Origin of the sequence: Dryocola boscaweniae (assembly GCF_025215095.1) — a bacterium.
GTDB lineage: Bacteria > Pseudomonadota > Gammaproteobacteria > Enterobacterales > Enterobacteriaceae > Dryocola > Dryocola boscaweniae.
In genome coordinates this window covers 655914-682187 of record NZ_JALHAP010000082.1, presented here as the reverse complement: position 1 = coordinate 682187, position 26274 = coordinate 655914, and the positions used below count along the sequence as shown (strand labels likewise).

24 protein-coding genes and 3 pseudogenes are annotated in these 26274 nt (G+C 54.3%); 14 read left to right on the top strand and 13 right to left on the bottom strand.

The features are described from left to right. The first annotated feature begins 122 nt into the window (after positions 1–122). The 6 genes from lolC to MUA00_RS20630 all read left to right on the top strand — a co-directional run bounded on the left by lolC (position 123) and on the right by MUA00_RS20630 (position 6554). On the top strand, positions 123–1322 hold the full coding sequence (lolC, locus tag MUA00_RS20655) for a lipoprotein-releasing ABC transporter permease subunit LolC (RefSeq protein WP_271124850.1): 1200 nt from the start codon (positions 123–125) through the stop codon (positions 1320–1322). Continuing rightward, positions 1315–2019 carry a lipoprotein-releasing ABC transporter ATP-binding protein LolD gene (gene lolD, locus MUA00_RS20650; protein WP_271124849.1) on the top strand — a complete coding sequence of 235 codons (705 nt, stop codon included), beginning with the start codon at positions 1315–1317 and terminating at the stop codon, positions 2017–2019. Before lolC ends, lolD begins: the two co-directional genes overlap by 8 nt. Further along, positions 2019–3263 carry a lipoprotein-releasing ABC transporter permease subunit LolE gene (gene lolE / locus MUA00_RS20645; protein ID WP_271124848.1) on the top strand — a complete coding sequence of 415 codons (1245 nt, stop codon included), beginning with the start codon at positions 2019–2021 and terminating at the stop codon, positions 3261–3263. Before lolD ends, lolE begins: the two co-directional genes overlap by 1 nt. A gap of 26 nt (positions 3264–3289) precedes the next feature. Continuing rightward, complete coding sequence (nagK, locus tag MUA00_RS20640) at positions 3290–4201, top strand: N-acetylglucosamine kinase (RefSeq protein WP_271124847.1); 912 nt, start codon at positions 3290–3292, stop codon at positions 4199–4201. A gap of 3 nt (positions 4202–4204) precedes the next feature. Then, positions 4205–5032 carry a Sir2 family NAD+-dependent deacetylase gene (cobB, locus tag MUA00_RS20635; RefSeq protein ID WP_271124846.1) on the top strand — a complete coding sequence of 276 codons (828 nt, stop codon included), beginning with the start codon at positions 4205–4207 and terminating at the stop codon, positions 5030–5032. Between the two features lie 205 nt (positions 5033–5237). Beyond that, positions 5238–6554: an amidase gene (locus MUA00_RS20630; protein ID WP_271124845.1), complete on the top strand. Its 1317-nt coding sequence runs from the start codon at positions 5238–5240 to the stop codon at positions 6552–6554. A 72-nt stretch (positions 6555–6626) separates the two neighbouring features. Here MUA00_RS20630 and potD read toward each other — a convergent pair whose 3' ends face one another. Genes potD through potA form a run of 4 tightly spaced genes read right to left on the bottom strand, consistent with a single transcriptional unit; the run spans position 6627 to position 10435 of the window. Next, positions 6627–7673, bottom strand: a complete 1047-nt coding sequence (gene potD, locus MUA00_RS20625; RefSeq protein WP_271124844.1) for a spermidine/putrescine ABC transporter substrate-binding protein PotD — start codon at positions 7671–7673, stop codon at positions 6627–6629. Next, positions 7670–8461 carry a spermidine/putrescine ABC transporter permease PotC gene (potC, locus tag MUA00_RS20620; protein WP_271124843.1) on the bottom strand — a complete coding sequence of 264 codons (792 nt, stop codon included), beginning with the start codon at positions 8459–8461 and terminating at the stop codon, positions 7670–7672. Before potC ends, potD begins: the two co-directional genes overlap by 4 nt. Continuing rightward, complete coding sequence (gene potB / locus MUA00_RS20615; protein WP_271124842.1) at positions 8458–9315, bottom strand: spermidine/putrescine ABC transporter permease PotB; 858 nt, start codon at positions 9313–9315, stop codon at positions 8458–8460. The genes potC and potB overlap by 4 nt, the downstream gene beginning before the upstream one ends. Then, complete coding sequence (potA, locus tag MUA00_RS20610) at positions 9299–10435, bottom strand: spermidine/putrescine ABC transporter ATP-binding protein PotA (protein WP_271124841.1); 1137 nt, start codon at positions 10433–10435, stop codon at positions 9299–9301. Before potA ends, potB begins: the two co-directional genes overlap by 17 nt. Before the next feature lie 265 nt (positions 10436–10700). Here potA and pepT point away from each other — a divergent pair, with 265 nt between their 5' ends. Both pepT and MUA00_RS20600 read left to right on the top strand, forming a co-directional pair. Continuing rightward, the gene (gene pepT, locus MUA00_RS20605; RefSeq protein WP_271124840.1) at positions 10701–11927 is read left to right on the top strand and encodes a peptidase T; all 1227 of its coding nucleotides are present in this window, start codon (positions 10701–10703) and stop codon (positions 11925–11927) included. A 167-nt stretch (positions 11928–12094) separates the two neighbouring features. Further along, positions 12095–13302, top strand: a pseudogene (locus MUA00_RS20600) (IS4 family transposase). Positions 13303–13429: 127 nt separating this feature from the next. Here the strand turns inward: MUA00_RS20600 and MUA00_RS20595 are convergent. Next, entirely contained in the window at positions 13430–14194 is a 765-nt protein-coding gene (locus MUA00_RS20595) for a class I SAM-dependent methyltransferase (RefSeq protein ID WP_271124839.1), read from the bottom strand. Positions 14195–14615: 421 nt separating this feature from the next. Here MUA00_RS20595 and yiaK point away from each other — a divergent pair, with 421 nt between their 5' ends. Beyond that, positions 14616–15632 (top strand): 3-dehydro-L-gulonate 2-dehydrogenase, encoded by a 1017-nt coding sequence (yiaK, locus tag MUA00_RS20590; RefSeq protein WP_271125029.1) that lies wholly within the window; start codon positions 14616–14618, stop codon positions 15630–15632. Positions 15633–15747: 115 nt separating this feature from the next. On the opposite strand, the gene MUA00_RS20585 is transcribed toward yiaK, so the two are convergent. After that, positions 15748–16140, bottom strand: coding sequence for a TSUP family transporter (locus tag MUA00_RS20585; protein WP_271125028.1), 393 nt, complete (start codon positions 16138–16140; stop codon positions 15748–15750). Between MUA00_RS20585 and MUA00_RS20580 the strand changes: the two genes are divergently transcribed. Beyond that, the gene (locus MUA00_RS20580) at positions 16050–16523 is read left to right on the top strand and encodes a LysR substrate-binding domain-containing protein (protein WP_333780886.1); all 474 of its coding nucleotides are present in this window, start codon (positions 16050–16052) and stop codon (positions 16521–16523) included. The genes MUA00_RS20585 and MUA00_RS20580 overlap by 91 nt on opposite strands. 24 nt (positions 16524–16547) lie before the next feature. On the opposite strand, the pseudogene MUA00_RS20575 reads toward MUA00_RS20580, so the two are convergent. Beyond that, positions 16548–16655: pseudogene (locus tag MUA00_RS20575) on the bottom strand (helix-turn-helix domain-containing protein); the annotation flags it as partial. Between the two features lie 184 nt (positions 16656–16839). Between MUA00_RS20575 and gstA the strand changes: the two are divergent. After that, a pseudogene (gene gstA / locus MUA00_RS20570) lies at positions 16840–17447 on the top strand (glutathione transferase GstA). A gap of 24 nt (positions 17448–17471) precedes the next feature. Here gstA and MUA00_RS20565 read toward each other — a convergent pair. Further along, entirely contained in the window at positions 17472–17891 is a 420-nt protein-coding gene (locus MUA00_RS20565; protein ID WP_271124838.1) for a MerR family transcriptional regulator, read from the bottom strand. 122 nt (positions 17892–18013) lie between these two features. Between MUA00_RS20565 and MUA00_RS20560 the strand changes: the two genes are divergently transcribed. From MUA00_RS20560 to MUA00_RS20550, 3 genes are all read left to right on the top strand, one after another. After that, complete coding sequence (locus tag MUA00_RS20560) at positions 18014–18964, top strand: NAD-dependent epimerase/dehydratase family protein (RefSeq protein ID WP_271124837.1); 951 nt, start codon at positions 18014–18016, stop codon at positions 18962–18964. Between the two features lie 462 nt (positions 18965–19426). Beyond that, positions 19427–20122 (top strand): MFS transporter, encoded by a 696-nt coding sequence (locus tag MUA00_RS20555; protein WP_271124836.1) that lies wholly within the window; start codon positions 19427–19429, stop codon positions 20120–20122. 264 nt (positions 20123–20386) lie between these two features. Then, complete coding sequence (locus tag MUA00_RS20550; protein ID WP_271124835.1) at positions 20387–20695, top strand: hypothetical protein; 309 nt, start codon at positions 20387–20389, stop codon at positions 20693–20695. Between the two features lie 63 nt (positions 20696–20758). Here MUA00_RS20550 and MUA00_RS20545 read toward each other — a convergent pair whose 3' ends face one another. The 5 genes from MUA00_RS20545 to hflD form a co-directional block, all read right to left on the bottom strand. Then, positions 20759–21880 (bottom strand): ribosomal protein uL16 3-hydroxylase, encoded by a 1122-nt coding sequence (locus MUA00_RS20545; RefSeq protein ID WP_271124834.1) that lies wholly within the window; start codon positions 21878–21880, stop codon positions 20759–20761. 71 nt (positions 21881–21951) lie between these two features. Beyond that, positions 21952–23412 carry a two-component system sensor histidine kinase PhoQ gene (gene phoQ, locus MUA00_RS20540; protein WP_271124833.1) on the bottom strand — a complete coding sequence of 487 codons (1461 nt, stop codon included), beginning with the start codon at positions 23410–23412 and terminating at the stop codon, positions 21952–21954. Between the two features lie 2 nt (positions 23413–23414). After that, positions 23415–24086: a two-component system response regulator PhoP gene (phoP, locus tag MUA00_RS20535; RefSeq protein WP_271124832.1), complete on the bottom strand. Its 672-nt coding sequence runs from the start codon at positions 24084–24086 to the stop codon at positions 23415–23417. Positions 24087–24236: 150 nt separating this feature from the next. Further along, complete coding sequence (purB, locus tag MUA00_RS20530; RefSeq protein WP_271124831.1) at positions 24237–25607, bottom strand: adenylosuccinate lyase; 1371 nt, start codon at positions 25605–25607, stop codon at positions 24237–24239. A gap of 21 nt (positions 25608–25628) precedes the next feature. Next, positions 25629–26258 carry a high frequency lysogenization protein HflD gene (hflD, locus tag MUA00_RS20525; protein WP_271124830.1) on the bottom strand — a complete coding sequence of 210 codons (630 nt, stop codon included), beginning with the start codon at positions 26256–26258 and terminating at the stop codon, positions 25629–25631. Between the last annotated feature and the right edge of the window lie 16 nt (positions 26259–26274).

Below are 26274 nucleotides of genomic sequence, written 5' to 3'. Positions count from 1 at the left end.
CCACAAAGAAGGAAAAACCACGCTTTTTTCTTCTTTGTCAGCAATCTGTTATGTTCGTTAGACACGCTTCGTTTATACTTCTCGCCTACTTCGCTTAAGCCAACTGCAACAAGACGGACTTCATGTATCAACCTGTCGCGTTATTTATAGGCCTGCGCTACATGCGCGGGCGAGCATCGGACCGCTTCGGTCGCTTTGTCTCCTGGCTGTCCACCATCGGCATTACGCTTGGCGTGATGGCTCTGGTGACAGTGCTTTCCGTAATGAATGGCTTCGAGCGCGAGCTCACCAACAACATTCTCGGCCTGATGCCGCAGGCGATGGTCACCTCGACCACCGGCTCAATCAATCCTGAAAAACTTCCCGCATCCGGCCTCAAGTTACAGGGCGTCACGCGTATTGCGCCGATAACCACCGGTGATGTGGTGCTGCAAAGCGCGCGCAGCGTGGCCGTGGGCGTAATGCTCGGTATTCAACCGCAGGAAAAAGATCCGCTGTCGCCTTATCTGGTGAACGTTAAACAAACCGATCTGGAAGCAGGAAAATACAATGTGATTCTCGGCGAGCAGCTTGCCGGGCAGCTTGGCATCAAACGTGGGGACAGCATTCGCATTATGGTGCCCTCCGCCAGCCAGTTTACGCCGATGGGGCGCGTACCCAGCCAGCGCCTGTTTACCGTTATCGGCACCTTTGCCGCTAACAGCGAAGTGGACGGCTACCAGATGCTGGTTAACCAGCAGGACGCTTCACGCCTGATGCGCTACCCGCTGGGCAATATTACCGGCTGGCGTCTGTGGCTTGCCGAACCGCTCCAGGTCGACGTGCTGAGCCAACAAACGCTGCCGCAGGGCACCGAATGGAAAGACTGGCGCGAACGCAAAGGCGAACTGTTCCAGGCCGTGCGCATGGAAAAAAACATGATGGGCCTGCTGCTAAGCCTGATTGTCGCGGTCGCCGCGTTTAACATCATTACTTCTCTTGGCCTGCTGGTGATGGAAAAGCAGGGCGAAGTCGCCATTTTGCAGACCCAGGGCCTGACCCGCCGCCAGATCATGGCGGTATTTATGGTGCAGGGCGCCAGCGCCGGGGTGATCGGCGCCTTGCTCGGCGCGCTGCTTGGCGCGCTGCTCGCAAGCCAGCTTAATAACCTGATGCCGATTATCGGCGCCTTGCTTGATGGCGCGACGCTGCCTGTCGCCATTGAACCTTTGCAGGTTATCGCCATCGCAATTGTCGCTATGGCCGTTGCGCTGTTATCCACGCTTTATCCTTCGTGGCGCGCTGCCGCGACTCTTCCCGCTGAGGCTTTACGTTATGAGTAATTCTGTCCTGTTACAGTGTGACAAGCTGTGCAAACGCTACCAGGAAGGCAAGGTGCAAACGGATGTGTTGCACGATGTCAGCTTCAGCATCAACGCGGGTGAATTAATGGCGATCGTCGGCAGCTCCGGCTCCGGCAAAAGTACTCTGCTGCACCTGCTTGGCGGCCTGGATAGCCCAACGTCAGGCGATGTGATTTTCAACGGTCAGCCGATGAGCTCGCTCTCGTCGTCGGCAAAAGCGGAGCTGCGCAACCGCGAGCTGGGCTTTATCTACCAGTTCCACCATCTGCTGCCGGACTTTACTGCGATGGAAAACGTCGCCATGCCGCTGCTGATCGGCAAAAAGAATGCCGATGAAACAAAACAGCGTGCGCTGGATATGCTTAAAGCCGTCGGTCTGGATCATCGCAGCAACCACCGTCCTTCCGAGCTGTCCGGCGGCGAACGTCAGCGCGTGGCCATTGCCCGCGCGCTGGTGAACAATCCGCGCCTGGTGCTGGCGGATGAGCCAACCGGCAACCTGGATGCCCGCAACGCGGACAGCATCTTTGAGTTGCTGGGCGAGCTGAACGTGCGCCAGGGCACCGCGTTCCTGGTAGTAACCCACGACCTGCAACTGGCTAAGCGCATGTCGCGCCAGCTTGAAATGCGCGATGGCCGCCTGACTCACGAATTAACCCTGATGGGGGCTGATTGATGGCCTCGCCGCTTTCACTTTTAATCGGCCTGCGTTTTAGCCGCGGCCGCCGCCGCAGCGGCATGGTTTCGCTGATTTCCGTTATCTCGACGATTGGCATCGCACTAGGCGTGGCGGTTTTGATCGTCGGCCTGAGCGCCATGAACGGCTTCGAGCGCGAACTGAATAACCGTATTCTGGCGGTTGTTCCGCATGGCGAAATCGAACCGGTTAACCAGCCTTTCCACGACTGGAACGGCGTACTGCAACGCGTTGAGAAGGTGCAGGGCATCGCCGCCGCCGCGCCGTACATCAACTTCACAGGCCTGGTGGAAAGCGGAGCCAATCTTCGCGCCATTCAGGTCAAAGGGGTTGATCCGGAGCAGGAAACGCACCTGAGCGCGCTGCCGAAATATGTGCAGAACAACGCCTGGCAGGATTTCAAAGCGGGCCAGCAGCAAATCATCATCGGTAAAGGCGTGGCGGATGCGCTGAAGGTCAAGCAGGGCGACTGGCTTTCCATCATGATCCCGAACAACGACGGCGGCACGAAGCTTTCACAGCCGAAGCGCGTTCGTCTGCACGTCGCCGGTATTTTGGCGCTGAGCGGCCAGCTCGATCACAGCTTTGCTATGGTGCCGATGAGCGATGCGCAGGATTATCTGGATATGGGTGACAGTGTCACTGGCATCGCTATTAAAGTGAATGACGTGTTCAACGCCAACAAGCTGGTGCGCGACGCGGGTGAAGTCACCAACGCGTATGTTTACATCAAAAGCTGGATTGGCACCTACGGCTACATGTATCGCGATATCCAGATGATCCGCGCCATCATGTATCTGGCGATGGTGCTGGTTATCGGCGTAGCCTGTTTCAACATCGTCTCAACGCTTGTGATGGCCGTAAAAGATAAAAGCAGCGACATCGCCGTGCTGCGTACGCTTGGGGCAAAAGACGGCCTGATTCGCGCTATTTTCGTCTGGTACGGCCTGCTGGCGGGCCTGTTTGGCAGCGTGAGCGGAGTGATTGTCGGCGTGCTGGCTTCCTGGCAGTTGACCAGCATCATCAACGTGATTGAAAAGCTGATCGGCCACCAGTTCCTGTCAGGGGATATTTACTTTATCGATTTCCTGCCGTCGGAGCTGCACTGGCTGGACGTCTTCTACGTGCTGGTCACCGCGCTGCTGCTGAGCCTCCTTGCCAGTTGGTATCCGGCAAGACGCGCCAGTAATATCGATCCGGCACGCGTACTGAGTGGGCAATAAAATCTAAAAAACCGAGGGGAGCAGCAATGTATTACGGATTCGACATTGGCGGCACGAAAATAGCTCTTGGAGTCTATGACAAGGAACGTCGGCTGCAATGGGAAACGCGTATTCCCACCCCGCACGACAGTTACGAAAACTTTTTAGCGGCTATCGGCTCTCTGGTAAAGGAAGCCGATAGCCGTTTTGCTATCAAGGGCTCGGTAGGCATTGGTATTCCGGGCATGCCGGTAACGGACGACGGCACGCTTTATGCGGCAAACGTCCCGGCCGCCAACGGCAAACCGTTAAAAGCCGATCTTACCGCGCTGCTGGAACGCGAAGTGCGCCTGGATAACGATGCCAACTGCTTTGCGCTCTCCGAAGCCTGGGACGACGAATTCCGCAGCTATCCGGTAGTGATGGGATTAATTCTCGGCACCGGCGTCGGCGGCGGAATTATTGTGAACGGCAAATCCATTACCGGGCGCAACTACATAACCGGTGAATTCGGCCATACCCGCCTGCCGGTGGATGCGCTGGATGTTCTGGGGCGCGACATTCCTCTGACGCGCTGCGGTTGCGGCCAGCACGGCTGCATCGAAAACTATCTTTCCGGGCGCGGATTTGCATGGTTGTACCAACACTTCTACGCTGAATCTCTCGAATCAAAAGAGATCGTCACTCGATATTATGCAGGCGATGAAAAAGCGGTCGCGCACGCCGATCGCTTCCTGGAGCTGCTGGCCGTGTGTCTGGGCAGTTTGCTTACCGCGGTGGATGCGCATCTGGTGGTGATTGGCGGAGGACTGTCGAATTTTTCTGAGATCTATCAGCAGCTACCTGTACGTTTGCCAAAATACTTATTGCCGGTTGCCAAAGTGCCGCGTATTGAACCCGCGCGTCATGGTGATGCCGGAGGCATGCGCGGTGCCGCGTTCCTCCATCTCACGGAGTAAAATATGCTATCGCGTCGTCAACACCGGCTGAGCCGGTTTCGCAAAAATAAACGTCTGCTGCGCCAGCGTTTGCGCCAGCGTGCTTTTTTCAGAGATATACCAGGACCCGAAGCGATGGAAAAACCAAGAGTAGTCGTCCTGACCGGCGCCGGGATCTCCGCAGAATCAGGGATCCGAACCTTTCGGGCAACGGATGGTTTGTGGGAAGAACACCGCGTGGAAGATGTGGCCACGCCGGAAGGATTTGCCCGCGACCCTGAACTGGTGCAGGCGTTTTATAACGCTCGCCGCCGGCAGCTCCAGCGGGCAGAAATCAAGCCAAACGCCGCCCATCTGGCGCTGGCGAGGCTCGAAGAAGAGCTTGGCGACCATTTCACGCTGGTGACGCAAAATATCGACAACCTGCACGAACGCGCAGGAAACAAAAACATCATTCATATGCACGGCGAGCTGCTGAAAGTGCGCTGCGCGCAAAGCGGTCAGATACTGGAGTGGAAGGGCGACGTGACGCTGGAAGACCGCTGCCACTGCTGCCAGCTTTCCGCGCCGCTGCGCCCGCACGTGGTCTGGTTTGGCGAAATGCCGCTGGGTATGGACGACATTTATCAGGCGCTGGCGACGGCGGATTACTTTATCGCTATCGGCACCTCAGGCCACGTTTACCCGGCAGCAGGATTTGTGCACGAGGCTCGCTTACAGGGCGCGCATACCGTTGAGCTGAATCTTGAGCCAAGCCAGGTCGGCAGCGAGTTCGAAGAGAAGCATTACGGGCTGGCGAGCGAAGTGGTGCCGGAGTATGTGGAGCGGTTGTTGAAAGGGCTTTGCAAATAAGGCGGATGGCGCAGGCTTATCCGCCCTACAGAAGATTGCGGGATGGATGACGAGGCTTATCCGTCCGGATCGGATCGATCATAGGGCGGATAAGTGCCAGCGTCATCCACCGGGAGGCCCTGTCTTCCTGTGCTATCACAAAATATTTACAATCTCTGCTTTTATGCCTACCTTGTTTGCATACGTATTCATTGCGGGAAAGCAAATGAAAGCTATGTGTCTGAAGCCGGTCGCCGACTGCCGCGACGATATCGCCAGCCGGTTAGATGCCATTGAAACCAATAGCCCACTCAATGCCATTCTTGGCGTTAATCCGGATGCGATAGCCCTGGCTGAACATTGTTATCGGGCGGCCAGGCGTGGTATTACTTTCGGCCCGCTGCACGGCCTTCCCATCATCATCAAAGATAATATCGCCTGCGCTGGTATGCCCATTACGCTCGGCTGCCGGGGGCTGGCCTCTTTGCGTGCCGCATGTGATTCGCTGGCCGTTCAGCGGCTGCGTGATGCCGGGGCGATAATTTTTGCCCGCGCCAATATGTCCGAATTTGCCTTCGACGTCCGCTCGCGCAGCTCGCTGGGCGGGGATGTGCGTAATCCCTTGCAACCTGAGATAACAGCCGGTGGGTCAAGCGGCGGCTGCGCGGCGGCGGTAGCTGCCGGTATGGCCGACGGTGCGCTAGGAACGGATACCGGCGGTTCCATTCGTATTCCAGCAAGCTACAACGGGCTGGTTGGTTTAAGGCCCGCATACCGGCGGGAAATGCTCGAAGGCGTGGCGCCCCTGTCGTTAAGCAAGGACACGGTAGGGCCGATGGCGCATACCGTGCGCGACGCCGCGTTACTGCACGCCATTATCCATGGACATAAGCCAGCGCCTTTACAGCAAATACCGCTGTCAGGCCTTCGTCTTGGCGTGATATCTGGTCTTGAAGGGAACGACGAGGCCCAGGGAAAAGTATGGCATGCTGCGCTGGACACCTTGCAGCGGGCCGGGGCGGCGATCGTTTCCGTCACGCTGCCCGAACTGGAAACCGTTCGGCAAACCACCTGTCTCAGCGTCTATGAGTTCCGGGTTGCCTTTGATGCCTGGTTAAAAGGCTACGCTAACGCCCCGGCAGGGCTGGCCGCTATTTTTGCTTCAGAGCAGTTCCTGCCTGAGTTTTCCCCGTTTATCACCCGACTGCTGGAAGAAAATTCCCTGAAAAGCCCAGAATGGCTGGCGGGACGCCGATTCCGCCGTCGGTTGCGGCAGAGACTTGGCGACGTGCTGGTGGAAAATGGTCTGCAAGGTTTACTCTATCCAACGGTAAACCAGCTCCCGATAAGCCTTGAAAAGATGCCGCCGGGCTGTGCGCCAGAACTGGCCGCCATCAGCGGATTACCGGCGCTGACGCTTCCCTGCGGCATAAGCAGCAGAGGATTACCGGTGGGGATGGAGATTTTGTCAGGGAGGAGGGATGAAGCTTTATTGCTGAGCGTGGCGCTGGCGTGTGAAACGGCTTTAAATACTAGCGGATGACGCCGACGCTTATCTGCCCTACACAAAAATGAACGTAGGGCGGATAAGCACAGCGTCATCCGCCGAAAAGCCCTATCTGCCAGCCTTCAGTTTTTGATAGTAAGACTCATAAATCGTGCTGGCGTCGCCCACGTCGTTCTGCCATTCCCCGTTCTTCAGCACCGCTTCATCCGGGTACAGCGTCTTGTCATCCGCTACTTCTTTTGGCAATAGCTTGCGCGCTTCAAGGTTTGGCGTCGGGTAGCCAATGGTTTCGGCAACCTGTTTTGCCACGTCCGGGCGCAGCAGGAAGTTAATCAGCTTCAGCGCGCCGTCGACGTTTTTCGCATTCGCCGGAATAGACAGGTTATCCATCCAGAAAATGCCGCCTTCTTTCGGCCAGACGATCTCCAGCGGCGTGCCGGCCTGGCGCGCAACGTAGGCGGAGCCGTTCCACACCATCCCCAGATTCACTTCGCCTTCCATATACGGGTTTGCCGGGTTATCGGAGTTAAACGCCGCAACGTTCGGCATCAGTTTTTGCAGCTCGTGATAGGCCGCCTCAATCTCTTTCGGATCGGTGGTGTTACCGGAAAGCCCGAGCTTGCGCAGCGCCACCTGGAAGACTTCACGCGCATCGTCGGTCAGCAGCAGGCTTTGCTTGTATTCCGGCTTCCAAAGGTCCGCCCAGCTTGTCACCGTCTTTGGATCGATAGCCTCGCTGTTAACGCCGATGGCGGTTGCGCCCCAGATGTACGGAATGGAATAGTCATTATTCGGATCGAACGGCTTGTTGAGCATCTCCGGGTCGAGATTTTTAAAATTGGTCAGCTTGCTTTTGTCGATCTTCTGAATCATGCCTTCTTTGCGCATTTTCGCCACAAAGTAGGTGGAGGGCACGACCAGATCGTAGGCGCCGTCTTTGTATGTTTTGAGCTTGGCGTACATGGTTTCATTCGACTCGTAGGTCGAATAGATAACTTTGATGCCCGTTTCTTTGGTGAACTGTTCGAGCAGGCCTGGCGGCACGTACTCGGTCCAGTTGTAGAAATACAGCGTCTTGCTGTCGGAGGCCGTGGCGGAGCTGACGCCAAGCGCCAGAGCACCCGCAGCAAGCAGGTGGCGTGACCATTTTTTCATTTAAACGTCCCCTGAATTTTAGTTTTATCACGAAGGATGAGCTGGGAGGCCAGAACCAGAACCAGCGACAGTACTAATAAAATGGTTGCCAGCGCGTTCACCTCGGGCGACACGCCGACTTTCACCATCGAATAAATCTTCAACGGTAAAATTTCATAGCTCGGCCCGGTCACAAACGAGGAGACGACCACGTCATCCATCGACAGGGTAAAGCTAAGCAGCCAGCCGGCGGCGACGGCTGGCATCGCCAGCGGCATGATGATCTTGCGCAGAATAGTGATTTCGCTGGCGCCCAGATCTTTCGCCGCTTCCAGCATTCGCACATCAAAACCTTTCAGGCGCGAGTACACGGTGACCACCACAAACGGCAGGCAGAAGGTGATATGCGAGAACAGCAGCGACCAGAAGCCGAGCGAAATCCCCAGCAGCATAAACAGTACCAGCAGGGAAATGGCCATCACGATATCCGGCGACATCATCACCACGAACAGCATACCGCTAACGAAAGGCTTGCCGCGAAAGCGATAGCGATACAGCGCAACCGCCGTCAGCGAGCCAATCAGCGTGGCGAAGGTGGCGGAAAACACGGCCATCGTCAGGGAGTGCTGCGCGGCCTGCAGCAGGCTGTCGTTATTCATCAGCAGGCTGTACCAGTTGGTGGTAAAGCCTTGCCAGTTGATCCCGAAGCGCGAACTGTTAAACGAGTTCACGATAAGAATGATTATCGGGATATAGAGCCAGGCATAAATGGCGGTCATAAAGCCGCCACGGAACAGGCGACCCGTCATTCTAATTCCACCTTTTTGTTCAGCAATCTGGCCGCGCGCCAGTAAATCAGCAGCATAAAGCCCATCACCAGCGTAAGCGTGATGCTGGTCGCCGCGCCAAACGGCCAGTCGCGAATATTCAGGAACTGGCTCTTAATCACGTTGCCAATCAGCAGGTTTTTCGCGCCGCCCATTAAATCGGAAACGTAAAACAGCCCCATCGCGGGCAGCATCACCAGCAGGCAGCCGGCGATAATCCCCGGCATGGTCAGCGGAATAATGATGCGCACGAAGGTTTGCAGCTTGCTGGCCCCGAGGTCGCGCGCCGCTTCCAGCAGCGGCTTGTCGAGCTTCTCAATGCTGGAGTACAGCGGCATCACCATAAACGGCAGCAGGATATAGACCAGCCCGAGGATAACCGCGCTTTCGGTATACATAATGCGGATGGGCGTATCGATAACGCCAAGCCACAGCAGGAAAGCGTTGAGGTAGCCTTTGGTGCTGAGAAATATTTTCAGCCCGTAGATGCGGATAAGCGAGTTGGTCCAGAACGGCACAATCAGCGCAAACAGCAGCAGCGGACGCACGCGTTCCGGCAGTCGCGCCAGAAACCAGGCAAACGGATAGCCCAGCGCCAGGCAGGCGAACGTCGCTATCAGCGCCATATTTAGCGAGTGCAGCAGCACCTGAGCGTAGAGCGGATCGGCCAGACGCGCATAGTTATCCAGCGTGAAAACCATGCTGACAAAATTCGCATCGTCACGCGTCAGGAAACTGGTGCCGATAATCATCAGGTTGGGCAGGAAAACAAACAGCACCAGCCAGCCTACAATGGTGGCGATCACCACATTCTGGAATTTACGCGAGCTCTTCATCAGCCAGTACAACCTCCCAGCTTTCAACCCAGGTCACGGCCATTTTCTGATCGAGGGAGTGATCGAAGTCCGGATCGTCTTCGTTAAAGAATTCGCTCACCATCACCATCTTGCCGTTTTCCAGTTCAACGCTTGACTCAAGCGTCATCCCTTTATAGTTGCGCTCGCGCACGTAGCCAATCAGGCCGTCGGCTACGCTTGTATCGTTAATTTCTTCGACGCGCAGATCTTCCGGGCGCAGCAGGACGTTCAGTTTTTGCCCTGGCTTCACCGGCAGGTCGGCAAAAATATGGCACTCGCGGCCTTCAACGCTTGCGCGTACGCGATGCACATCAATGCGTTCGATAACGGTGGCATCGAAGATATTGATCTCGCCAATAAAGCTCGCCACGAACAGGTTCTTTGGCTCTTCGTAGATTTCACGTGGGGTGCCGTCCTGCTCGATACGGCCGTCGCGCATCACTACGATACGGTCTGACATCGTCAGCGCTTCTTCCTGATCGTGCGTGACAAACACAAAGGTAATGCCGAGCTTGCGCTGCAACGCTTTTAACTCATTCTGCATCTGCTTGCGCAGCTTGTAATCCAGCGCGGAGAGGGATTCATCAAGCAGCAGCAGGCGCGGTTTATTGACCACCGCGCGGGCGATTGCAACGCGTTGCTGCTGGCCGCCGGAAAGCTGGTGCGGCAAACGCTGCGCGAACGCTTCAAGCTGCACCATCTTCAATGCTTCGGTGACGCGCGGCGTAATATCAGCGGCAGGCGTTTTTTGCATTCTCAGGCCAAAAGCGACGTTCTCAAAAACGGTCATGTGAGGAAACAGGGCGTAGCTCTGGAAGACGGTGTTGACGTGGCGATGTTCCGCCGGAACCTGGGTGATGTCCTGGTCTTCGAGCGAAATCGTGCCAGTATCGACATTTTCCAGCCCGGCAATCAGGCGCAGAACGGTCGTTTTGCCGCAGCCGGAAGGGCCGAGCAGCGTCAGAAATTCACCATGATTAATGGTGAGCGAGAAATCAGAAATAACGGTTTTACCATCAAAGCTCTTATCAACTCCCGCAAGACATACCAGCGGTGAGAGCGAACGAGGCTGTGTATTCAATTTTTTACGCTGTCCCATAAATAACGCATCAAATAGCTCATCGATGCGGGGTTTGTGAGTAACCACCTTGAGGTTTGGCACATTCAATAAGGGCTGGCATTCTACGGCAAAGACCGAAAATCGCCAATCCTTGATGTCCCGATGTGCCTGTATTTCAACTACGTTTAACCCATTGCCCCGGGATATGACTATTTTCGTGCGTACCGGGTTAAAAGTGACCTGACGCAATATTTAACTTCAGCGGCTTAATGATAATGACATCACAAAAAATGAGGGTGGCTAAATGGATAAATTACTTGAGCGTTTTTTGCATTACGTCTGCGTGGATACTCAGTCTAAGCCCGGTGTCAAACAGGTGCCAAGTACCGAAGGACAATGGAACCTCTTACGGTTGCTAAAAGATCAGCTCGAAGAGATGGGCCTTGTGAATGTCACTATAGGCGATCATGGCACGGTAATGGGCACGCTTGCGTCTAACATCGATAAACCGGCGCCGGCCATTGGCTTTATCTCTCATGTCGATACCGCACCGGATTTCACCGGTAAAAACGTTAATCCGCAGATCGTTGAGAATTATCGCGGCGGCGATATCGCGCTGGGCATCGGTGATGAGGTGTTATCGCCGGTAATGTTTCCGGTGCTGCACCAGTTGCTGGGGCAGACGCTTATTACTACCGACGGCAAGACGTTGTTAGGCGCTGACGATAAAGCGGGCGTGGCGGAAATCATGACGGCGCTGGCGGTGCTGAAAGAAAAAAATATCCCACACGGGGATATTCGCGTGGCCTTTACGCCGGATGAAGAAGTCGGGAAGGGCGCGAAGTTTTTTGACGTGGAAGCCTTTGATGCCCGCTGGGCCTATACGGTGGACGGCGGCGGCGTGGGCGAACTGGAATGTGAAAACTTCAATGCCGCGTCGGTAACCATCAAAATCGTCGGTAACAACGTCCACCCAGGCACGGCCAAAGGCGTAATGGTTAATGCACTGTCGCTTGCGGCACGAATTCACGCCGAGGTTCCGGCCGATGAAAGCCCGGAATGCACCGAAGGCTACGAAGGTTTTTATCACCTGCACGGCATTAAAGGCTCGGTTGATAAAGCGGAAATGCACTACATTATTCGCGACTTTGACCGCCAGCAGTTTGAAGCGCGCAAACGCAAAATGATGGAAATCGCGAAAAAAGTGGGCAAAGGTCTGCATCCTGACTGCTATATCGAGCTGATTATCGAAGACAGCTACTACAACATGCGCGAGAAAGTGGCGGAGCATCCTTATATTGTCGACGTGGCCCGCCAGGCCATGCTTGATTGCAACATTGAACCCATCATGAAACCCATTCGCGGCGGCACCGACGGCGCGCAGCTTTCGTTTAAAGGCTTACCGTGCCCGAACCTGTTTACCGGCGGCTATAACTACCACGGCAAACACGAGTTTGTGACGCTGGAAGGCATGGAAAAAGCGGTGGCGGTGATTGTGCGTATTGCTGAACTGACTGCGCAGCGGGGTTAGCGCCGGCTTTGGCTCGCGCTTTATTTATCAGGTTAAAAGAAAGGGGGCGAGAAGCCCTGAGGGATCCCCAGAAAAAAGAAGGATAAACGCGACAGGCCTAGCCCAATGTGATCTACTGATTTTTCAACAAATTCAACAAATTCAACAAATTCAACAGGATCATTGCTGTGCCTGTCCGCCGCTTATGCCAGGACTTTTTCAGAGATGCTCTGGGGTCATTTCACAAATACCGCCAGAATGCCCTGATAGATGCAACCACAGCCCTGGTTACCGGCGCATCTCTTACTCTGACCAGCATTGGGCGCTTTCTGCCTGGCGGGACTCAGGTGAAAAACAAGATTAAACACGTTGACCGTCTGCCAGGCAACGAATCTCTTCAGCAAGATGTTCCCATGATTTTCAACAAAATTATTTCAATGCTGACCAACAGGTTGTCATTGTGCGTTATTGCCGTTGACTGGAGCGGCTATCCTTCCCGGGAATACCATGTGCTCCGCGCAAGTCTGATTTGTGATGGTCGTTCTATTCCTTTGCTGAGCCATATTGCTCCGTCGAGCAAACAGAATAACGGTGACGTTCAGAAGGCGTTCCTGAACGCACTCGCCAGAACAATAAGCCCGGATAAAAAAGTCATTATCATTACTGACGTCGGATTCAAAAATGCCTGGTTCAGGCATATAAAATCACTGGTATGGGATTTCCTTGATCGCATTCGCGGTAATACCCAGCTCAGACTGGAACGTAAAGGCGATGCCTGGTTAAGACCCGGAGATATTTTAGCCAGCAGCAGGCCAGAACATTTGGGGCCCGGAACACTTTCACAGGCCGCTTATGCTCGATGTGACGGTCATTTTTATCTTCAGAAGACAAAACAAAGGACGGAAGCATAAACGAGCCCGCTGCCGTATACGCAGGAGCAAGCAGGTTCGCTGTGGTCGCTCAGCAGCGAAAGAGCCCTGGTTGCTGTTCAGCAGTACTGCCGGGTTTAAGCCTCGTGAAATTATGAAATTATGAAATTATGAAGTTATACAGTCGCCGTATGCAGATAGAGCAAAACTTTCGAGATGAGAAAAGTGAACGCTTTGGATTTGGTCTTCGGGCCAGCTACAGTCGTACTGAAGGGAGGATTCTGGTCCTGAGTCTGCTTGCGACACTGAGCACGATAGTTCTGTGGTTGTTGGGCTACTACGCAGAAAGTAAAGGATTGCACCTGAGGTATCAGGCCAACAGCATTAAATCGAGACGGGTCATCTCATTCCTGACGTTAGCGGAGAATGTCCTGCGACACTCCCCGCTAATTTTAAGACGAATATCACTGAGTGATGTTCTTATCCATTTAACACGGGTCTACCGCAATATGGTGCTGGTTTATTAGCTCCAGTTTGTGGGGATCCCTCAGGGCCGGAGCCCCTTTTTGTTTATATGGAGTACAGCCTGGCAGGGCATCTTCGTCACGGTTTGCGTGGGCGCGGTAAGCACTGATGCAGCTTTGCACCTGTACTCTATTTCCGCGAGCAGCAGGCGATATAGTTCAGCTGATGGCGGTTACGGCGGAAGAAGCGGAACATCCCCAAAAAGCGCGTCCGGTTCTCACGGGTACGCAGGCCGTTAAACAGGATTTTCGCCGTACGCGCCAGGCCTTCGTCGCGAATCAGCCCTATTGGTGACATCAGGGACATCGCGCCGTGGTGGGTATTGACCGACCGGAAACCGCTGGCGATAAACAGCTCTTTCCACGAAGCGTGGGTCATCGGGCTGACGTTGGATTTCACAATCTCTTCCAGCTGCGTCTGCCCGCCCGCCTCCAGGCGTTCGCTGGTAAACATGATGTCGTGCGTCAGCAGGCGACCGCCGGGTTTGAGCACCCGATAGTACTCATCGATCAGCCGGGTTTTGGCCTTGTCCACATACATGGTCAGCATCGCTTCGTTAATCACTACGTCGAAGGCATCGTTGGCGAAGGGCAGCTTGGTGGCGTTGGCTTCCAGCACCTGGATTTTATCCTGCAGACCGGCGGCAGCGACGTTTTGCCGCGCCTTCATCAACGCGTTTTTATCCATATCGATGGCGTATATCCTGCAGCCGAAGCGCTGCGCCAGTTCGACGGACGTGGTGCCCATATTGCAGGCGACTTCCAGCACTATGCTCTCCGGCGTGAGATTCGACTGGTTGAACAGCCACTTGGTCGCATCAACGCCGCCGGGCCGCAAACGGGTTTTCCCAAGGCTTGCTAAGAAGGTGTGTCCGGCTTTCTCACTTGCGCTCATGTCTGCGTCTCCGATGATAAGTTGCATTTTTAATGCAACTTATCATAAAGGCTGGCGAATGCGAATGATTTTCATCAGGAGAAAATGAGTTTGTCACGCCGGGTCAAGGATTTATAACCTTCTCTGAACAATATCGAGTCTTAATATCCCTTTGGAAAACTCTGCGCATAGCATGCAGTTGGCTCTTTTTGCCGTACTTATCCTCTCTCTTTTATTTCAGCCCTCTGTGCCTTTTTTGTGAAGCTGAGCATATTTCACGTCGAGCATACTTGTATGGTAATTGTGCGAGGCATAACTTTATTTCCAACAAAAAAAGCGTACTGAAAGGAACGAAGGTGAAAATCGCCAGGGCTGAAGTTGTTGTAACGTGTCGCCTTTCCCAAATATCAAATATTTAACTGGTTAATACTAAGGAGATATGATGGCAGTGGTAAAATTTGACGAAATGAAGCAAACCGTTAAACAGGCATTTTTAAACGCCGGCTTATCTGAATCACAGGCTGATATTTGCGCTCAGATCCACACGGAAGCCAGCTGCGACGGTATTTTCTCGCATGGCCTTAACCGTGTGGCGCGTTTTGTTGATTACGTGAAAAAAGGCTGGGTAGATATTTACGCTGAACCTGAAAAAGTGAAATCTATCGGCAGTATCGAAATTTACGACGGCCAGCGCGGTATTGGCATTACTAACGCTTTATTTGCTGTTGAAAGGGCGATGACGCTGGCAAGCGAACAGGGTGTCGGTATTGTCGGTCTGCGTAATACCACCCACTGGATGCGCGGCGGCACTTACGGCTGGAAAGCCGCTGAAAAAGGGTACGCCGCTATCTGCTGGACCAATACCGAATCCTGCATGCCGGCATGGGGCGCCAAAAATCCTCGCCTGGGCAATAATCCTTACGTGATGGCGGTACCCATGACAGAAGGGGCGCTGGTGCTGGATATGGCTATGTCCCAGTACGCTTACGGCAAGCTTCAGGTAACACGCCTGAAAGGCGAAAAACTGCCTTTCCCCGGCGGGTTTGACAAGGATGGCAATTTGACGGACGAGCCGGGGCCGATTGAAGAATCCATGCGCATTCTGCCGACCGGTTACTGGAAAGGTTCCGGGATGGCCATACTGCTTGACGTAATGGCCGCGTTCCTGACGGCAGGCTCTCCAACCAATGAAATCGATAAAATCCAGCAGGGCAGCTGTACCGGCGCAAGCCAGGTATTTATGGTGTTCGATCCGAAGCATTTTGGTGGAATAGAGTTCAGCAAAGCGATGGCGGCAAGCGTGGCTGAGTATGTTAAAGGCTCAACCCCAGCGGAAGACCAGCGAGACGTATTTTATCCCGGCGAAATGGCGCTGCGTAATCGCGCTAATTTCAGCGCCAGGGGTATTCCGGCTGATGACGGAGTTTGGGCTGAAGTACAAAAACTGGCGAAACGCTAATAATTATAATTGCAGGCAAATCTTTCTCAGCGTAACTCCGCGTCCGGTTATTGCTTCACGCTTTATTTATATTGCTTGCCCCGTAGAGGGGCAGCGTTATCCGGCCGCGGCGGAATTATTTTTCACCCCAGGCGCTATATAATAATCCTGCCCCGGAAATTAACAGAATGACGTCAATCAGCACTGAAAAATGTGTCGCGGATAATCTTCTTACTAAAGTCTTACTGCTCAGGGTTCCAAGCAAAATGCCGCCGCCGACGAATACTCCCGTGAGTGCGACCGGCACCGAAAGAGCATCCTGAATCGCAAATGTACCGGCTTTACTCACGTACAGAAGAAGAGCGCTCGCTGCTTCCGTTCCAATAAAAGCTCCGCCGCTTAACCCATAAGCCGTAAAAATCGGCACGCTCACCGGGCCTGTCGACAGCACCAGGCCGGTCAGGAAACCGACGCATCCCCCACAGAATCCCAACTGCTTTATCGAAAGCGCCCATCGGTTGTTTTTCAGGCGCCGGCACGCCGGGTAATAGGCAGGTTTTAGTTAAGCCTGAAGATCTTGCCTCACAGGTGTTTATTGCATCGCATACGCGGGTGGGAGAGTGGGAAAGATGGATGAAAAAAGCTGGCATCGAAGCTTTGCGGCCGCTGCGCTTTCAGCGCTTTGAACACAATTATATAGGTCTTCAGGCGGTCATTGACGGTGTCGGGGTAGGTATGGGCGGGCTGCCAACCCTTGCGCATGATTTAAAAGAGAAAAGGCTTCTCGCCCCCTTGCCGGTCGAGGTTAAAGGAAGCAAATACGTGGCTTTAATCGCGCCTGACGTTGACAAGTCATCAGCATTCAAACTGTTTCTGGAATGGCTTGAACGGGAAGCATCTGCGGTATGTTAAACGGCGCGAAAGCCTTTGCCTTTGGCGCCGCTCATGGGTTAATACCTGAAACCCAAGTGAGGCTTCCATCTGGGCGATAGCTTGGCTCGCGCCAGACTGAGTAATGCCCACGGCGTCGGCGGCCCGCGAGATATTGCCGGCATCGGCTACGGCTACCAGCAAGCGCCAGTGCAGAAGGTTCATCATGATTATCAGTAGCTCAGCTAATACCTGTTATTTAGAACATTAATTTTACAGATAACTCCGACGTAAGCACAGTGTATGACGGCACCCAACAAGGTGCCGCCCAACTGAATTTCAACTTCCCGGAGAACTTTTGAAGCTGTATTACGCCCCTCATACCTGCTCGCTGTCGCCACACATCGTGCTGCGCGAACTCGACCTGAAGTTCGATCTGGTCAAAGTGGACAACAAGTCCAGGCTGACCGCCGACGGACGCGACTTCCGCGCCATTAACCCCAAGGGCTATGTCGCTGCGCTGGAACTGGACGACGGGCAAATCCTGACCGAAGGGCCGGCCATTGTGCAGTACCTGGCCGATCTCAAACCGGAAAGCGGGCTGGCGCCGCAGGCGGACACCTGGGCGCGGGTGCGTCTGCAGGAATGGCTGAACTTCATCGCCAGCGAAATACACGCAGGCTCGGCGCCGTTGTTCAACGCCGCCCTGCCCGAGGAGGTCAAAGCGATTTTTCGTGAGAAGCTGTTCAGGCGGTTTGACCTCCTTCAGGCTACGCTTGCTGGACGGGAGTATCTGATGGGGGCGCTTCTTTCAGCGTTGCTGATGCCTACTTGTTCACCGTGCTGGGCTGGTGCAAATTTTTCTCCATTGACCTTGATGACTGGCCCGCGTTGTCGGCCTATATGACCTGTATTCACGCGCGACCTGCCGTGCAGGTTGCATTGCATGCCGAAGCCGCTCGGTAATATCTGAATAACGGTCATTGCGATTCATTCTGACGGCTGGTTATGTACAGCCAGCTGTTCTGTCAGCCGCTGTATATTTTCCGCGCAGGAAATCCCATCGGGTCGGTTTGCAATGCTGGCGATCAGATTCAGCAGCTCGGTCTTGCTCTCCTCAAGCTGCTTTTGCATCAGTTCGATCTCTGAGACGCGCGTTTTCAGCGACTCAATTAGCCCTTCGTGATCCCAGTGTTTCTGTCGCTGCGGCAGAAAGCGGCGAATTTGCTCAAGTGAAAAGCCCGCCCGCTGCGCGTTATCGATGATTTTCAGCAGGCCTGCCGCTTCCGCAGAATAATTTCGGTAACCGTTTGTTTGACGCGCAGCCGGGGGGATCAGGTCCTCCGCTTCGTAAAAGCGAATACGTGAGGGCGTAATCCCCGTGGCTTTTGCCAGTTCTCCAATTCTCATAGCCTCTACCCGCTCTCTTGACCTTAAAGTTAACTTTAATCTTATACTTTTCAGACGCTCGCTGTTTGCGACGCACGCCGCAGCGTACCTCTTGCATTATCGAATAAAAGCGAGGAAATAAAATGCAAACGATTCTGGGGGCCAACGGTCAGATTGCCCAAGAGCTTGCCCGAGAGCTGAAACACTCATACACCGATGACCTGAGACTGGTAAGCCGCCGCCCGCGAAAGGTAAACGACAGCGATGTTACCGTAGCGGCAAATCTGCTTGATGCGGAACAAACGCTAGATGCGGTAAAAGGGAGCTGCATTGTCTATTTTGTCGCAGGGTTGCCCGCGGATTCGGCGCTGTGGGAGCAACAGTTTCCGACGATGCTGAAAAATGCGCTCGATGCAGCCCGCACGGCGCAAGCCCGCTTTGTCTATTTTGACAATACTTACATGTATCCACAGAACGATAATCCACAGACGGAAGAAACGCGCTTCGCTCCCCGGGGACGGAAAGGAAAAGTACGCGAACTGATGACCAACATGGTGCTTGAAGAGATGAGGCGGGAGGCCATTCCGGTCATTATCGGGCGCGCGCCGGAGTTCTATGGGCCGGGGAAGACGCAGAGTTTCACCAACGCGTTTATCATCGACAGGCTGAAGGCTGACAAACGGCCGCGTGTCCCGGTGCGTGACGATAAACTTCGTACGCTCATCTGGACGCCTGACGCCAGCCGTGCCCTTGCTGTGCTCGGTAATACTGCGGATGCTTGCGGCCAGAGCTGGCATCTGCCCTGCTGCGACGATCGCCTTACCTACAGGCAGTTTGTTTCTCTCGCCTGTGACGAGTTCGGAAAAGACGTGGAGTACAGCGTCGTCAGCAAGCTGGCTTTGACCTTCGCCGGTCTTTTTTCGCAAGGAGCCCGTGAGATGCGTGAGCTGCTGCCGCGGTATGAACATGACAACCTGTTCGAATCGGCAAAATTTAAGCATCGTTTCCCGGATTTCTCCGTCACGACTTACTGTGAGGGTCTGGAAGAAATCCGGCAGGAATGGAGCAGCAGGCAGAAGAAAGCGAACGCCTGAAAAGCGGGCGCCGCTATGAATGCTAACTTAATCATCGGCGAATAGCCCAGAGGGAGTTTCCGTTAAACGCACACGTGATGGCTGGTAAGAACGTTACTGGCCACTACGGCCTGAGCCTGTAAAGGATGAGCATGGCCTGATTGAAAAGGCCGGCTAGCTGTAAGGGTGCGAAATAACTCACTCCGGGTAAAATGGTCAGCTTTGTGCCGGGAATATTTGCTGTCAGCTTCGCGAAAGGACCTGGCGGCTTCTTTGTCAAACGCTCGGTTGCCGGAGGCAAAATCTGTAGCTTTTAACCTCTGGTATTTAACTCGCTGGATGTTTAGAATTGCCCATCGCTGCCTCGTGCAGGCAGCTACTAACCTCGCGAAAAATTGACCGCCTGAATGGTCAACACAGACGTCGGTTGTGTCCAGTACACCTCTTCCGGCCAGCGTTTCCATGATTTGACAGGAACGCTGTATGAACAAACCTCTCATTATAATTTTTGCCACCGTTATTCTTGATGCTATGGGCATCGGGATAGTTTTCCCTATCCTTCCCGCTTTGCTCAACGACATTACGCACGCTGACAACGCCGCCCTCTATCTGGGTATTATGACTGCGCTCTATGCTGCCATGCAGTTTGTTTTTGCACCGGTACTCGGCGCGCTAAGTGACCGTATCGGGCGCAGGCCTGTACTGCTATTGTCCTTAGGTGGTGCAGCCATTAACTACCTGTTTCTATCTTTTTCCCCCACGCTGTCCCTGTTACTGCTGGGACGAGCCTTTGCCGGCATGACCGGCGCCAGCCTCTCGGTGGCTATGGCTTACCTCACCGATATATCACCCGTTGAAAAGCGCGCGCGGCGATTTGGCGTCTTCAGCGCTATGTTCGGTATCGGTTTTATTGTCGGGCCCGCACTGGGGGGAACATTGGGTGATTATTGGGTTCGCCTGCCTTTTATGGCCGCATCCATTCTCAATGGCTGTAATTTTTTGCTGGCGCTGTTTGTTCTTCCTGAGACACGTAAAGCCCGCCGGGGAAAAATTAATCTGTCTGCGTTTAACCCGCTGCTGCCGATGAGATGGTTATTCACGCTGAAAGGTGTTCTGCCGATGCTATCCACTTTTTTCATTCTGAGGGTAGCGCCGTTATCTGCGCTCTCTGCGCTATAGCTATTACATTGATTTATTTGTTTAGCTTGTAGAAATGTGCCTGACAAAACGAGAATATTTAAAACAGACATTAATATTCCCCTGCAATTCTGGTGTCAATTTTCATCGCATTGTGAGATGTGCCGAATACTTTCAGTTTCCAATAATTAAGCAAAGTAGTAAAAATAAGCGTCCTCGAATGGTGGTGGAACACCAGACGAGGGCTGACCACAACGTAACTTACAAGGAGTAACGCTGTGCGGGCGGTTACTGGCCGGGTTAAATGTGTTGAAGGCGGTTTTAAAAGCGCCGTTGCCAGAACACCTTATTGAGCAATTAACCGTAAAGGAGAGTGATGCCAATGAATTCCGCAGTCCACTTTCAACAGATTCAGAGACAACCTGTGAATATTGTTCCGCATTAACCATCGTATTACTGAATCAGCAGGTTTCGCTGGATCAGCAGGAACACATTACCGAAGTATTGTATGAAATGCTGACCATGCTGGCTGAGGATTTGAAAGCGCCGCGCTTTATCCGCACCACAAACGGGTTGGCAATGATAGACGGCGAGGTCGTACCAGGTATTCATTAATCCTCTGGTTTTCCCGCCTTCTCAGCCAGGGAATGATGTTGCTGAGAAGGCGGGCGAGAGGCATTAATCCTCGAAATACCAGTATCCGCTGTTCACCAGAGCTGCGAGCATCGCAAGGAAGGAAGGATCTTCCAGCGCATCCCCTAAGATCCCGGCATTCACCGTGATATGGCTTGCCAGCGCCTCAACGGCCGGGCGGTGCGGGCTGTCAATCTTCTCGCCGTTGACATAAACCTCGTCGGCCACGCGCAGCACGCGCAGGCCGCCAAGGCGCGTCAGTGAATCGCCCTGCTTGATGGCATCGTAGATTTCATCCGGCTGATACGGCGGTTCAGGCGGGGCGACGTCCAGCTCGTGGCGCGACTGGGTAATAAACTCGCCAAACCAGGCGTTGAAATGCTCCGGCTGATTCACCAGCTCCAGCATTATGCCGCGCAGCTTATCCAGCTCTTCCGGCAGGATATCCGCCGGCTGCTGACGGGACGGCACGTCCGGGTCGGTATAACGGTGGCTGCCCAGTTCGCGCTGCAATACATAATCGGCGAAACCGCTGATCAGCTCGCGGCCGCTTGGCGCGCGGAACCCGACGGAATAGTTCATCGAATTTTCCAGCGAGTAGCCTTCATGCGGGAAGCCCGGCGGAATATAGAGGATGTCGCCCGGCTCTAACTCTTCATCAATGATGCCTTCGAACGGCTCAACCTGGAGCAGGTCCGGATGCGGGCAGTGCTGCTTCATCGGCACTTTTTCGCCCACGCGCCAGCGGCGGCGGCCAACGCCCTGAATGATAAAGACGTCGTACTGATCCAGGTGCGGGCCAACGCCGCCGCCGGGAACGGAGAAGGAGATCATCAGATCGTCAATACGCCAGTCCGGCAGGGCGCGGAACGGGCGCATCAACCCGGCGCTTTGCTCGTGCCAGTGGTTAACCGCCTGCACCAGCAGGGACCAGTTGTTTTCGCTTAAGTGATCGTAGCTCTGGAATGGACCGTGGCTGACTTGCCATTTGCCGTCCTGATGGCTCACCAGGCGGCTGTCTACCTCGTTTTCCATGGCAAGGCCTGCCAGTTCATCCGGGGAGATGGGGTCGATAAAGTTTTTAAAGCCGCGTTTTAACACCACCGGGCGTTTTTGCCAGTAGCGTTCGATAAAATCGGGCCAGTTTAAATCCAGGGTATATTCCATTTTTGTTATCCGGCAGGTGGAGGAACCTGTCCGGATTATAACGGATGGGGAAGCCGTTTACGGGAGTATTTTCAATCTTCTTCGCTGTCCGGACGCTGGCGCGCAAAAATCACTTCCATGCGAACGCCGCCCAGTTCGCTGGTGCCGGGAAGGATTTCACCGTCATACTGCCCGACGATTTCACGCGCCACCGACAGGCCGACGCCCTGGCCCGGACGCAGCGTATCGACGCGCTGTCCACGGTCAAAAACAATCGCTCGTTTGCTTTCGGGAATACCCGGTCCGTCGTCTTCCACGAATAAATGCAGCGTGTCATCCGACTGACTGGCGGAAATTTCCACGAACTCCAGGCAGTATTTACAGGCGTTATCCAGCACGTTGCCCATTACTTCCATAAAGTCATTTTTCTCGCCGATAAAAGTAATTTCAGGCGAAATATCGAGGGTAATGTTCACGCCTTTACGCTGGTAAACCTTGTTGAGCGCCGAGCAAAGATTATCAAGCAAAGGGGCAACCGAATGCAGCTCGCGGCTGAGCAAAGCGCTGTTGCCGCGCATGCTGGCGCGATGCAGGTAATAGCCGATTTGCTGCGAGATGCGGCTGATTTGTTCAAGCATCACCGGCTCTGCTTCTTCAACGTTCAGCTTTTGCGTACGCAGGGAGCGCAAAGTGGTTTGCAGCACCGCCAGCGGCGTTTTCAGGCTGTGGGTTAAGTCAGTCAGCGTGGTGCGGTACTTATCGTAGCGATCGCGTTCCGTGCGCAGCAGGCGATTCAGGTTGCGCACCAGGCTTAACAGCTCGCGAGCCGTTTCCGGATTGAGGCTGTCGCGATCGTGTTTTTCCAGCTCGCGTACTTCTTTTGCCAGCGCTTCGATAGGGCGCAGGCTCCACCAGGCGGCGACCCACAGGAGCGGAATAACCAGCAGCAGGTTGGCGAGCAGCACGTAAATAAACCAGCTCCACACCATATAAGAACGTTTCAGTTCGATGGGAATGGTATCGACCACCACGATGGTTAACGCAGGCATTCGCGCGGTGGCCGGGTACTGATTCACCGCCACCGAGTGCGTCATCTCGTTATCTTCGTCATCCTCGTGAATATCTTTGAGCTGTTCCTGCAAAGAGTGGTCATTGCCCAGCAGGGCGCGGCTGGTGTCGAAATTCGCTTCCAGCTCATGGAAACCGTTCGCGCTAAGCCACTCCTTTTTTATCTGCTGCCTGATTTGCGGCACGTCCCGCTGCGCCCACAGTAAATTGCCGTGCTCGTCGTAGATTAACGCCATCGTCGGGCTTTGCAGGTTCAGGTCTTCCGGAATTTCAACTTTGATCTTTCCGTCCACCCGGGTTGCGAGGGTATAGAACAGATTGCTTTCGCCGCGCAGTAAACGGAAGGTGGTTTTATCAAAGCTGACGCTGTAGCCCACCAGCGCCACCAGGCCATAGGCGAGCGACAGCACCATCACCACGGCGGCGGTGGCGAGTAAAAAGCGTACCCGCAGAGAGAGCGGGAAGAAGTGGCGTAAGAATGTCATCTTTAGCGCAGGTCGAAACGGTAACCCTGGCCCCGCACGGTGGTGATGACCTCCTGAGCGTGCTCAGCCTGGATTTTCTTACGCAGGCGGCCCATCAGCACGTCAATCGTGTGGCTTTCACGCAGTTCCGCATCGGGGTAGAGCTGCAGCATCAGCGAATCTTTGCTGACCACTTTCCCGGCGTTGCGGATTAGGGTTTCCATAATCGTGTACTCAAAAGCGGTGAGCTTAATAAGCGTGTCGTTAATGGACAGCTCACGGCGAGACAAATCCACCTGGAAGGGCGGCAGGGAAATCAACTGCGAGGCAAGCCCGCTGTTGCGGCGCATCAACGCCTGCATGCGCGCAATTACCTCTTCGAGATGGAAGGGTTTAGTCACGTAGTCATCGGCGCCCGCGCCAAGCACCTCGACTTTATCCTGCCAGCCTTCACGGGCGGTTAAGACCAGAACAGGGATGGTGACATCATGGCTTCGCCAGCGGCGGATCAGGCTCATGCCGTCCTCATCGGGCAGACCAAGATCGACAATGGCGATATCTGGCGTGTGCTCATTTAAGAAGTAATCCGCTTCTTTTGCATCCTCAGCGGCATCGACCTGGTGGCCTGTTTCACGCAACTGCACCGTTAAGTGGTGACGTAAAAGGGCATTATCTTCCACAACCAGAACGCGCATCGCATTTCCTCAATCTATAAATGTCATCGGTAGTTTAACGCTAATTATCGGTGAGAAGGGGTAAACAACGAATAAACAGCTATTCGGGGCGGGAGGGGTTAATCTTTGTAGGGCGGGTAAGCGTAGCGCCACCCGCCGGACAGTTAAAACTTACTTCAGTTCGTCAACCATAGTGATGGCGCGGCCGATGTAGTTGGCAGGCGTCATTTGCTTCAGACGGGTTTTCTCGTCTTCCGGCAGCTCAAGGCTGTCGATAAACTGCTTCATGCCTTCGGCATCCACGCGCTTGCCGCGGGTCAGCTCTTTAAGCTTCTCGTATGGTTTTTCGATGCCATAGCGGCGCATCACGGTCTGAATCGGCTCCGCGAGCACTTCCCAGTTATGATCCAGCTCGTCCAGCAGGCGATCGCGGTTCACTTCCAGCTTGCTCACGCCCTTCAGGGTGGACTGGTAAGCAATCAGCGCATAGCCGATACCGACGCCCAGGTTACGCAGCACGGTAGAATCCGTCAGGTCGCGCTGCCAGCGGGAAACAGGCAGTTTGCTCGCCAGATGTTGCAGCATGGCGTTGGACAGGCCCAGGTTGCCTTCGGAGTTTTCGAAGTCGATTGGGTTCACTTTGTGCGGCATGGTGGACGAGCCGATTTCGCCCGCGATAGTTTTTTGCTTGAAGTGGTTCAGCGCAATGTAGCCCCACACGTCGCGATCGAAGTCGATAAGAATCGTGTTGAAGCGCGCCACGCAGTCAAACAGCTCGGCGATATAATCGTGCGGCTCAATCTGCGTGGTGTAAGGGTTCCACTGAATGCCCAGCGAAGTGACAAACTCTTCGCTGAACTGGTGCCAGTCCACTTCAGGATAAGCGGCGATGTGGGCGTTATAGTTGCCGACCGCGCCGTTGATTTTGCCGAGAATTTCTACTTTTTCAAACTGGCGGAACTGGCGCTCCATGCGGTAAGCCACGTTGGCCATCTCTTTACCCATGGTAGACGGCGTAGCGGGCTGACCGTGGGTGCGGGAAAGCAGCGGGATATCGCGATATTGCACCGACAGGTCTTTCACCGCATCGATGATTTTACGCCAGTACGGCAGCACCACTTCTTTGCGTGCCGTTTCCAGCATCAGCGCGTGAGAAAGGTTATTGATATCTTCTGAGGTGCAGGCGAAGTGAATGAACTCAGATACCGCGTGCAGGGCAGGGACGGAGGCTACTTTCTCTTTCAGGAAATACTCAACGGCTTTTACATCGTGGTTGGTGGTGCGTTCAATGGTTTTGATGCGCGCGGCATCTGCTTCGCTGAACTCAGCGACAATCTTATCAAGGTAACCGTTTGCGTCTGCGTCAAAAGCAGGAACTTCCTTGATCGCTGTGTGCGCGGCTAATTTTTGCAGCCAGCGTACTTCTACCTGTACGCGAAATTTCAGCAGGCCAAACTCGCTGAAAATAGCGCGCAGAGCGCTGACTTTATCGCCGTAGCGTCCATCTACGGGGGAAACGGCGGTCAGTGAGGATAATTCCATAAGTTACAACTCCGAAAGAGGTTAACAATGAGCAAGAATTTGTTTTGCCTGCGTACACAGGCGATTACGGGAAAACATTAACTGCAGACGGCCGCCGCCAACCTGATGCCACAGCACGGCGGCACGAATACCGGCGAGCAGCGAGGCGCGAACTTTGCTCTGCACCTGCGGGCTTTGCAGCACGGCAGGGGAACCGGTGACCTGAATGCGTGGCCCAAGCGGGCTAATGACGTCGACATAAATACCGGCCATCGCGCTAAGCAGCGTGTCGGATTCTAAATCGAAATGTTCGAGCTGGCGTTGCAGACCGGTGATGCGTGAGCCGAGGGTATCCATCGCGCCTTTGCTGGCATGCAGTTTACGCTCCAGCACCATCAGGCTCAGGGTATAACGCGTCAACTCCGCGTTCAGCCCCTGACGGTTACTGGCGTTTAACACGCCAAGCAAGGTTTCCAGCCCTAACTTCAGATTCGCTTCGCTGCCGCCAAAGACGCCGAGCGTAGAGCCAGGATTAAGATCGATAACACTATTAAGCGCGACATGCAGCGCGTCCGTATCGCAATGTCCCTGATGCGCAAGCTGCTGAACCAGACGAGCGGACTGGCAAATCCCCGCCAGCGCGAGAGTAATGTCGTAGTAATTTTTAGCCACAGTGTTTCGTCCTTGT

Bases quoted from the DNA above. Each gene is read 5' to 3' on its own strand.
- MUA00_RS20560 (WP_271124837.1), top strand. From the start codon at position 18,014: ATGCAAACGATTCTGGGGGCCAACGGTCAGATTGCCCAAGAGCTTGCC.
- lolD (WP_271124849.1), top strand. From the start codon at position 1,315: ATGAGTAATTCTGTCCTGTTACAGTGTGACAAGCTGTGCAAACGCTAC.
- lolE (WP_271124848.1), top strand. From the start codon at position 2,019: ATGGCCTCGCCGCTTTCACTTTTAATCGGCCTGCGTTTTAGCCGCGGC.
- yiaK (WP_271125029.1), top strand. From the start codon at position 14,616: ATGGCAGTGGTAAAATTTGACGAAATGAAGCAAACCGTTAAACAGGCA.
- MUA00_RS20595 (WP_271124839.1), bottom strand. From the start codon at position 14,194: ATGAGCGCAAGTGAGAAAGCCGGACACACCTTCTTAGCAAGCCTTGGG.
- phoQ (WP_271124833.1), bottom strand. From the start codon at position 23,412: ATGACATTCTTACGCCACTTCTTCCCGCTCTCTCTGCGGGTACGCTTT.
- nagK (WP_271124847.1), top strand. From the start codon at position 3,290: ATGTATTACGGATTCGACATTGGCGGCACGAAAATAGCTCTTGGAGTC.
- pepT (WP_271124840.1), top strand. From the start codon at position 10,701: ATGGATAAATTACTTGAGCGTTTTTTGCATTACGTCTGCGTGGATACT.
- potA (WP_271124841.1), bottom strand. From the start codon at position 10,435: ATGGGACAGCGTAAAAAATTGAATACACAGCCTCGTTCGCTCTCACCG.
- MUA00_RS20545 (WP_271124834.1), bottom strand. From the start codon at position 21,880: ATGGAATATACCCTGGATTTAAACTGGCCCGATTTTATCGAACGCTAC.
- potC (WP_271124843.1), bottom strand. From the start codon at position 8,461: ATGACGGGTCGCCTGTTCCGTGGCGGCTTTATGACCGCCATTTATGCC.
- MUA00_RS20630 (WP_271124845.1), top strand. From the start codon at position 5,238: ATGAAAGCTATGTGTCTGAAGCCGGTCGCCGACTGCCGCGACGATATC.
- potB (WP_271124842.1), bottom strand. From the start codon at position 9,315: ATGAAGAGCTCGCGTAAATTCCAGAATGTGGTGATCGCCACCATTGTA.
- potD (WP_271124844.1), bottom strand. From the start codon at position 7,673: ATGAAAAAATGGTCACGCCACCTGCTTGCTGCGGGTGCTCTGGCGCTT.
- MUA00_RS20565 (WP_271124838.1), bottom strand. From the start codon at position 17,891: ATGAGAATTGGAGAACTGGCAAAAGCCACGGGGATTACGCCCTCACGT.
- phoP (WP_271124832.1), bottom strand. From the start codon at position 24,086: ATGCGCGTTCTGGTTGTGGAAGATAATGCCCTTTTACGTCACCACTTA.
- cobB (WP_271124846.1), top strand. From the start codon at position 4,205: ATGCTATCGCGTCGTCAACACCGGCTGAGCCGGTTTCGCAAAAATAAA.
- MUA00_RS20555 (WP_271124836.1), top strand. From the start codon at position 19,427: ATGAACAAACCTCTCATTATAATTTTTGCCACCGTTATTCTTGATGCT.
- purB (WP_271124831.1), bottom strand. From the start codon at position 25,607: ATGGAATTATCCTCACTGACCGCCGTTTCCCCCGTAGATGGACGCTAC.
- lolC (WP_271124850.1), top strand. From the start codon at position 123: ATGTATCAACCTGTCGCGTTATTTATAGGCCTGCGCTACATGCGCGGG.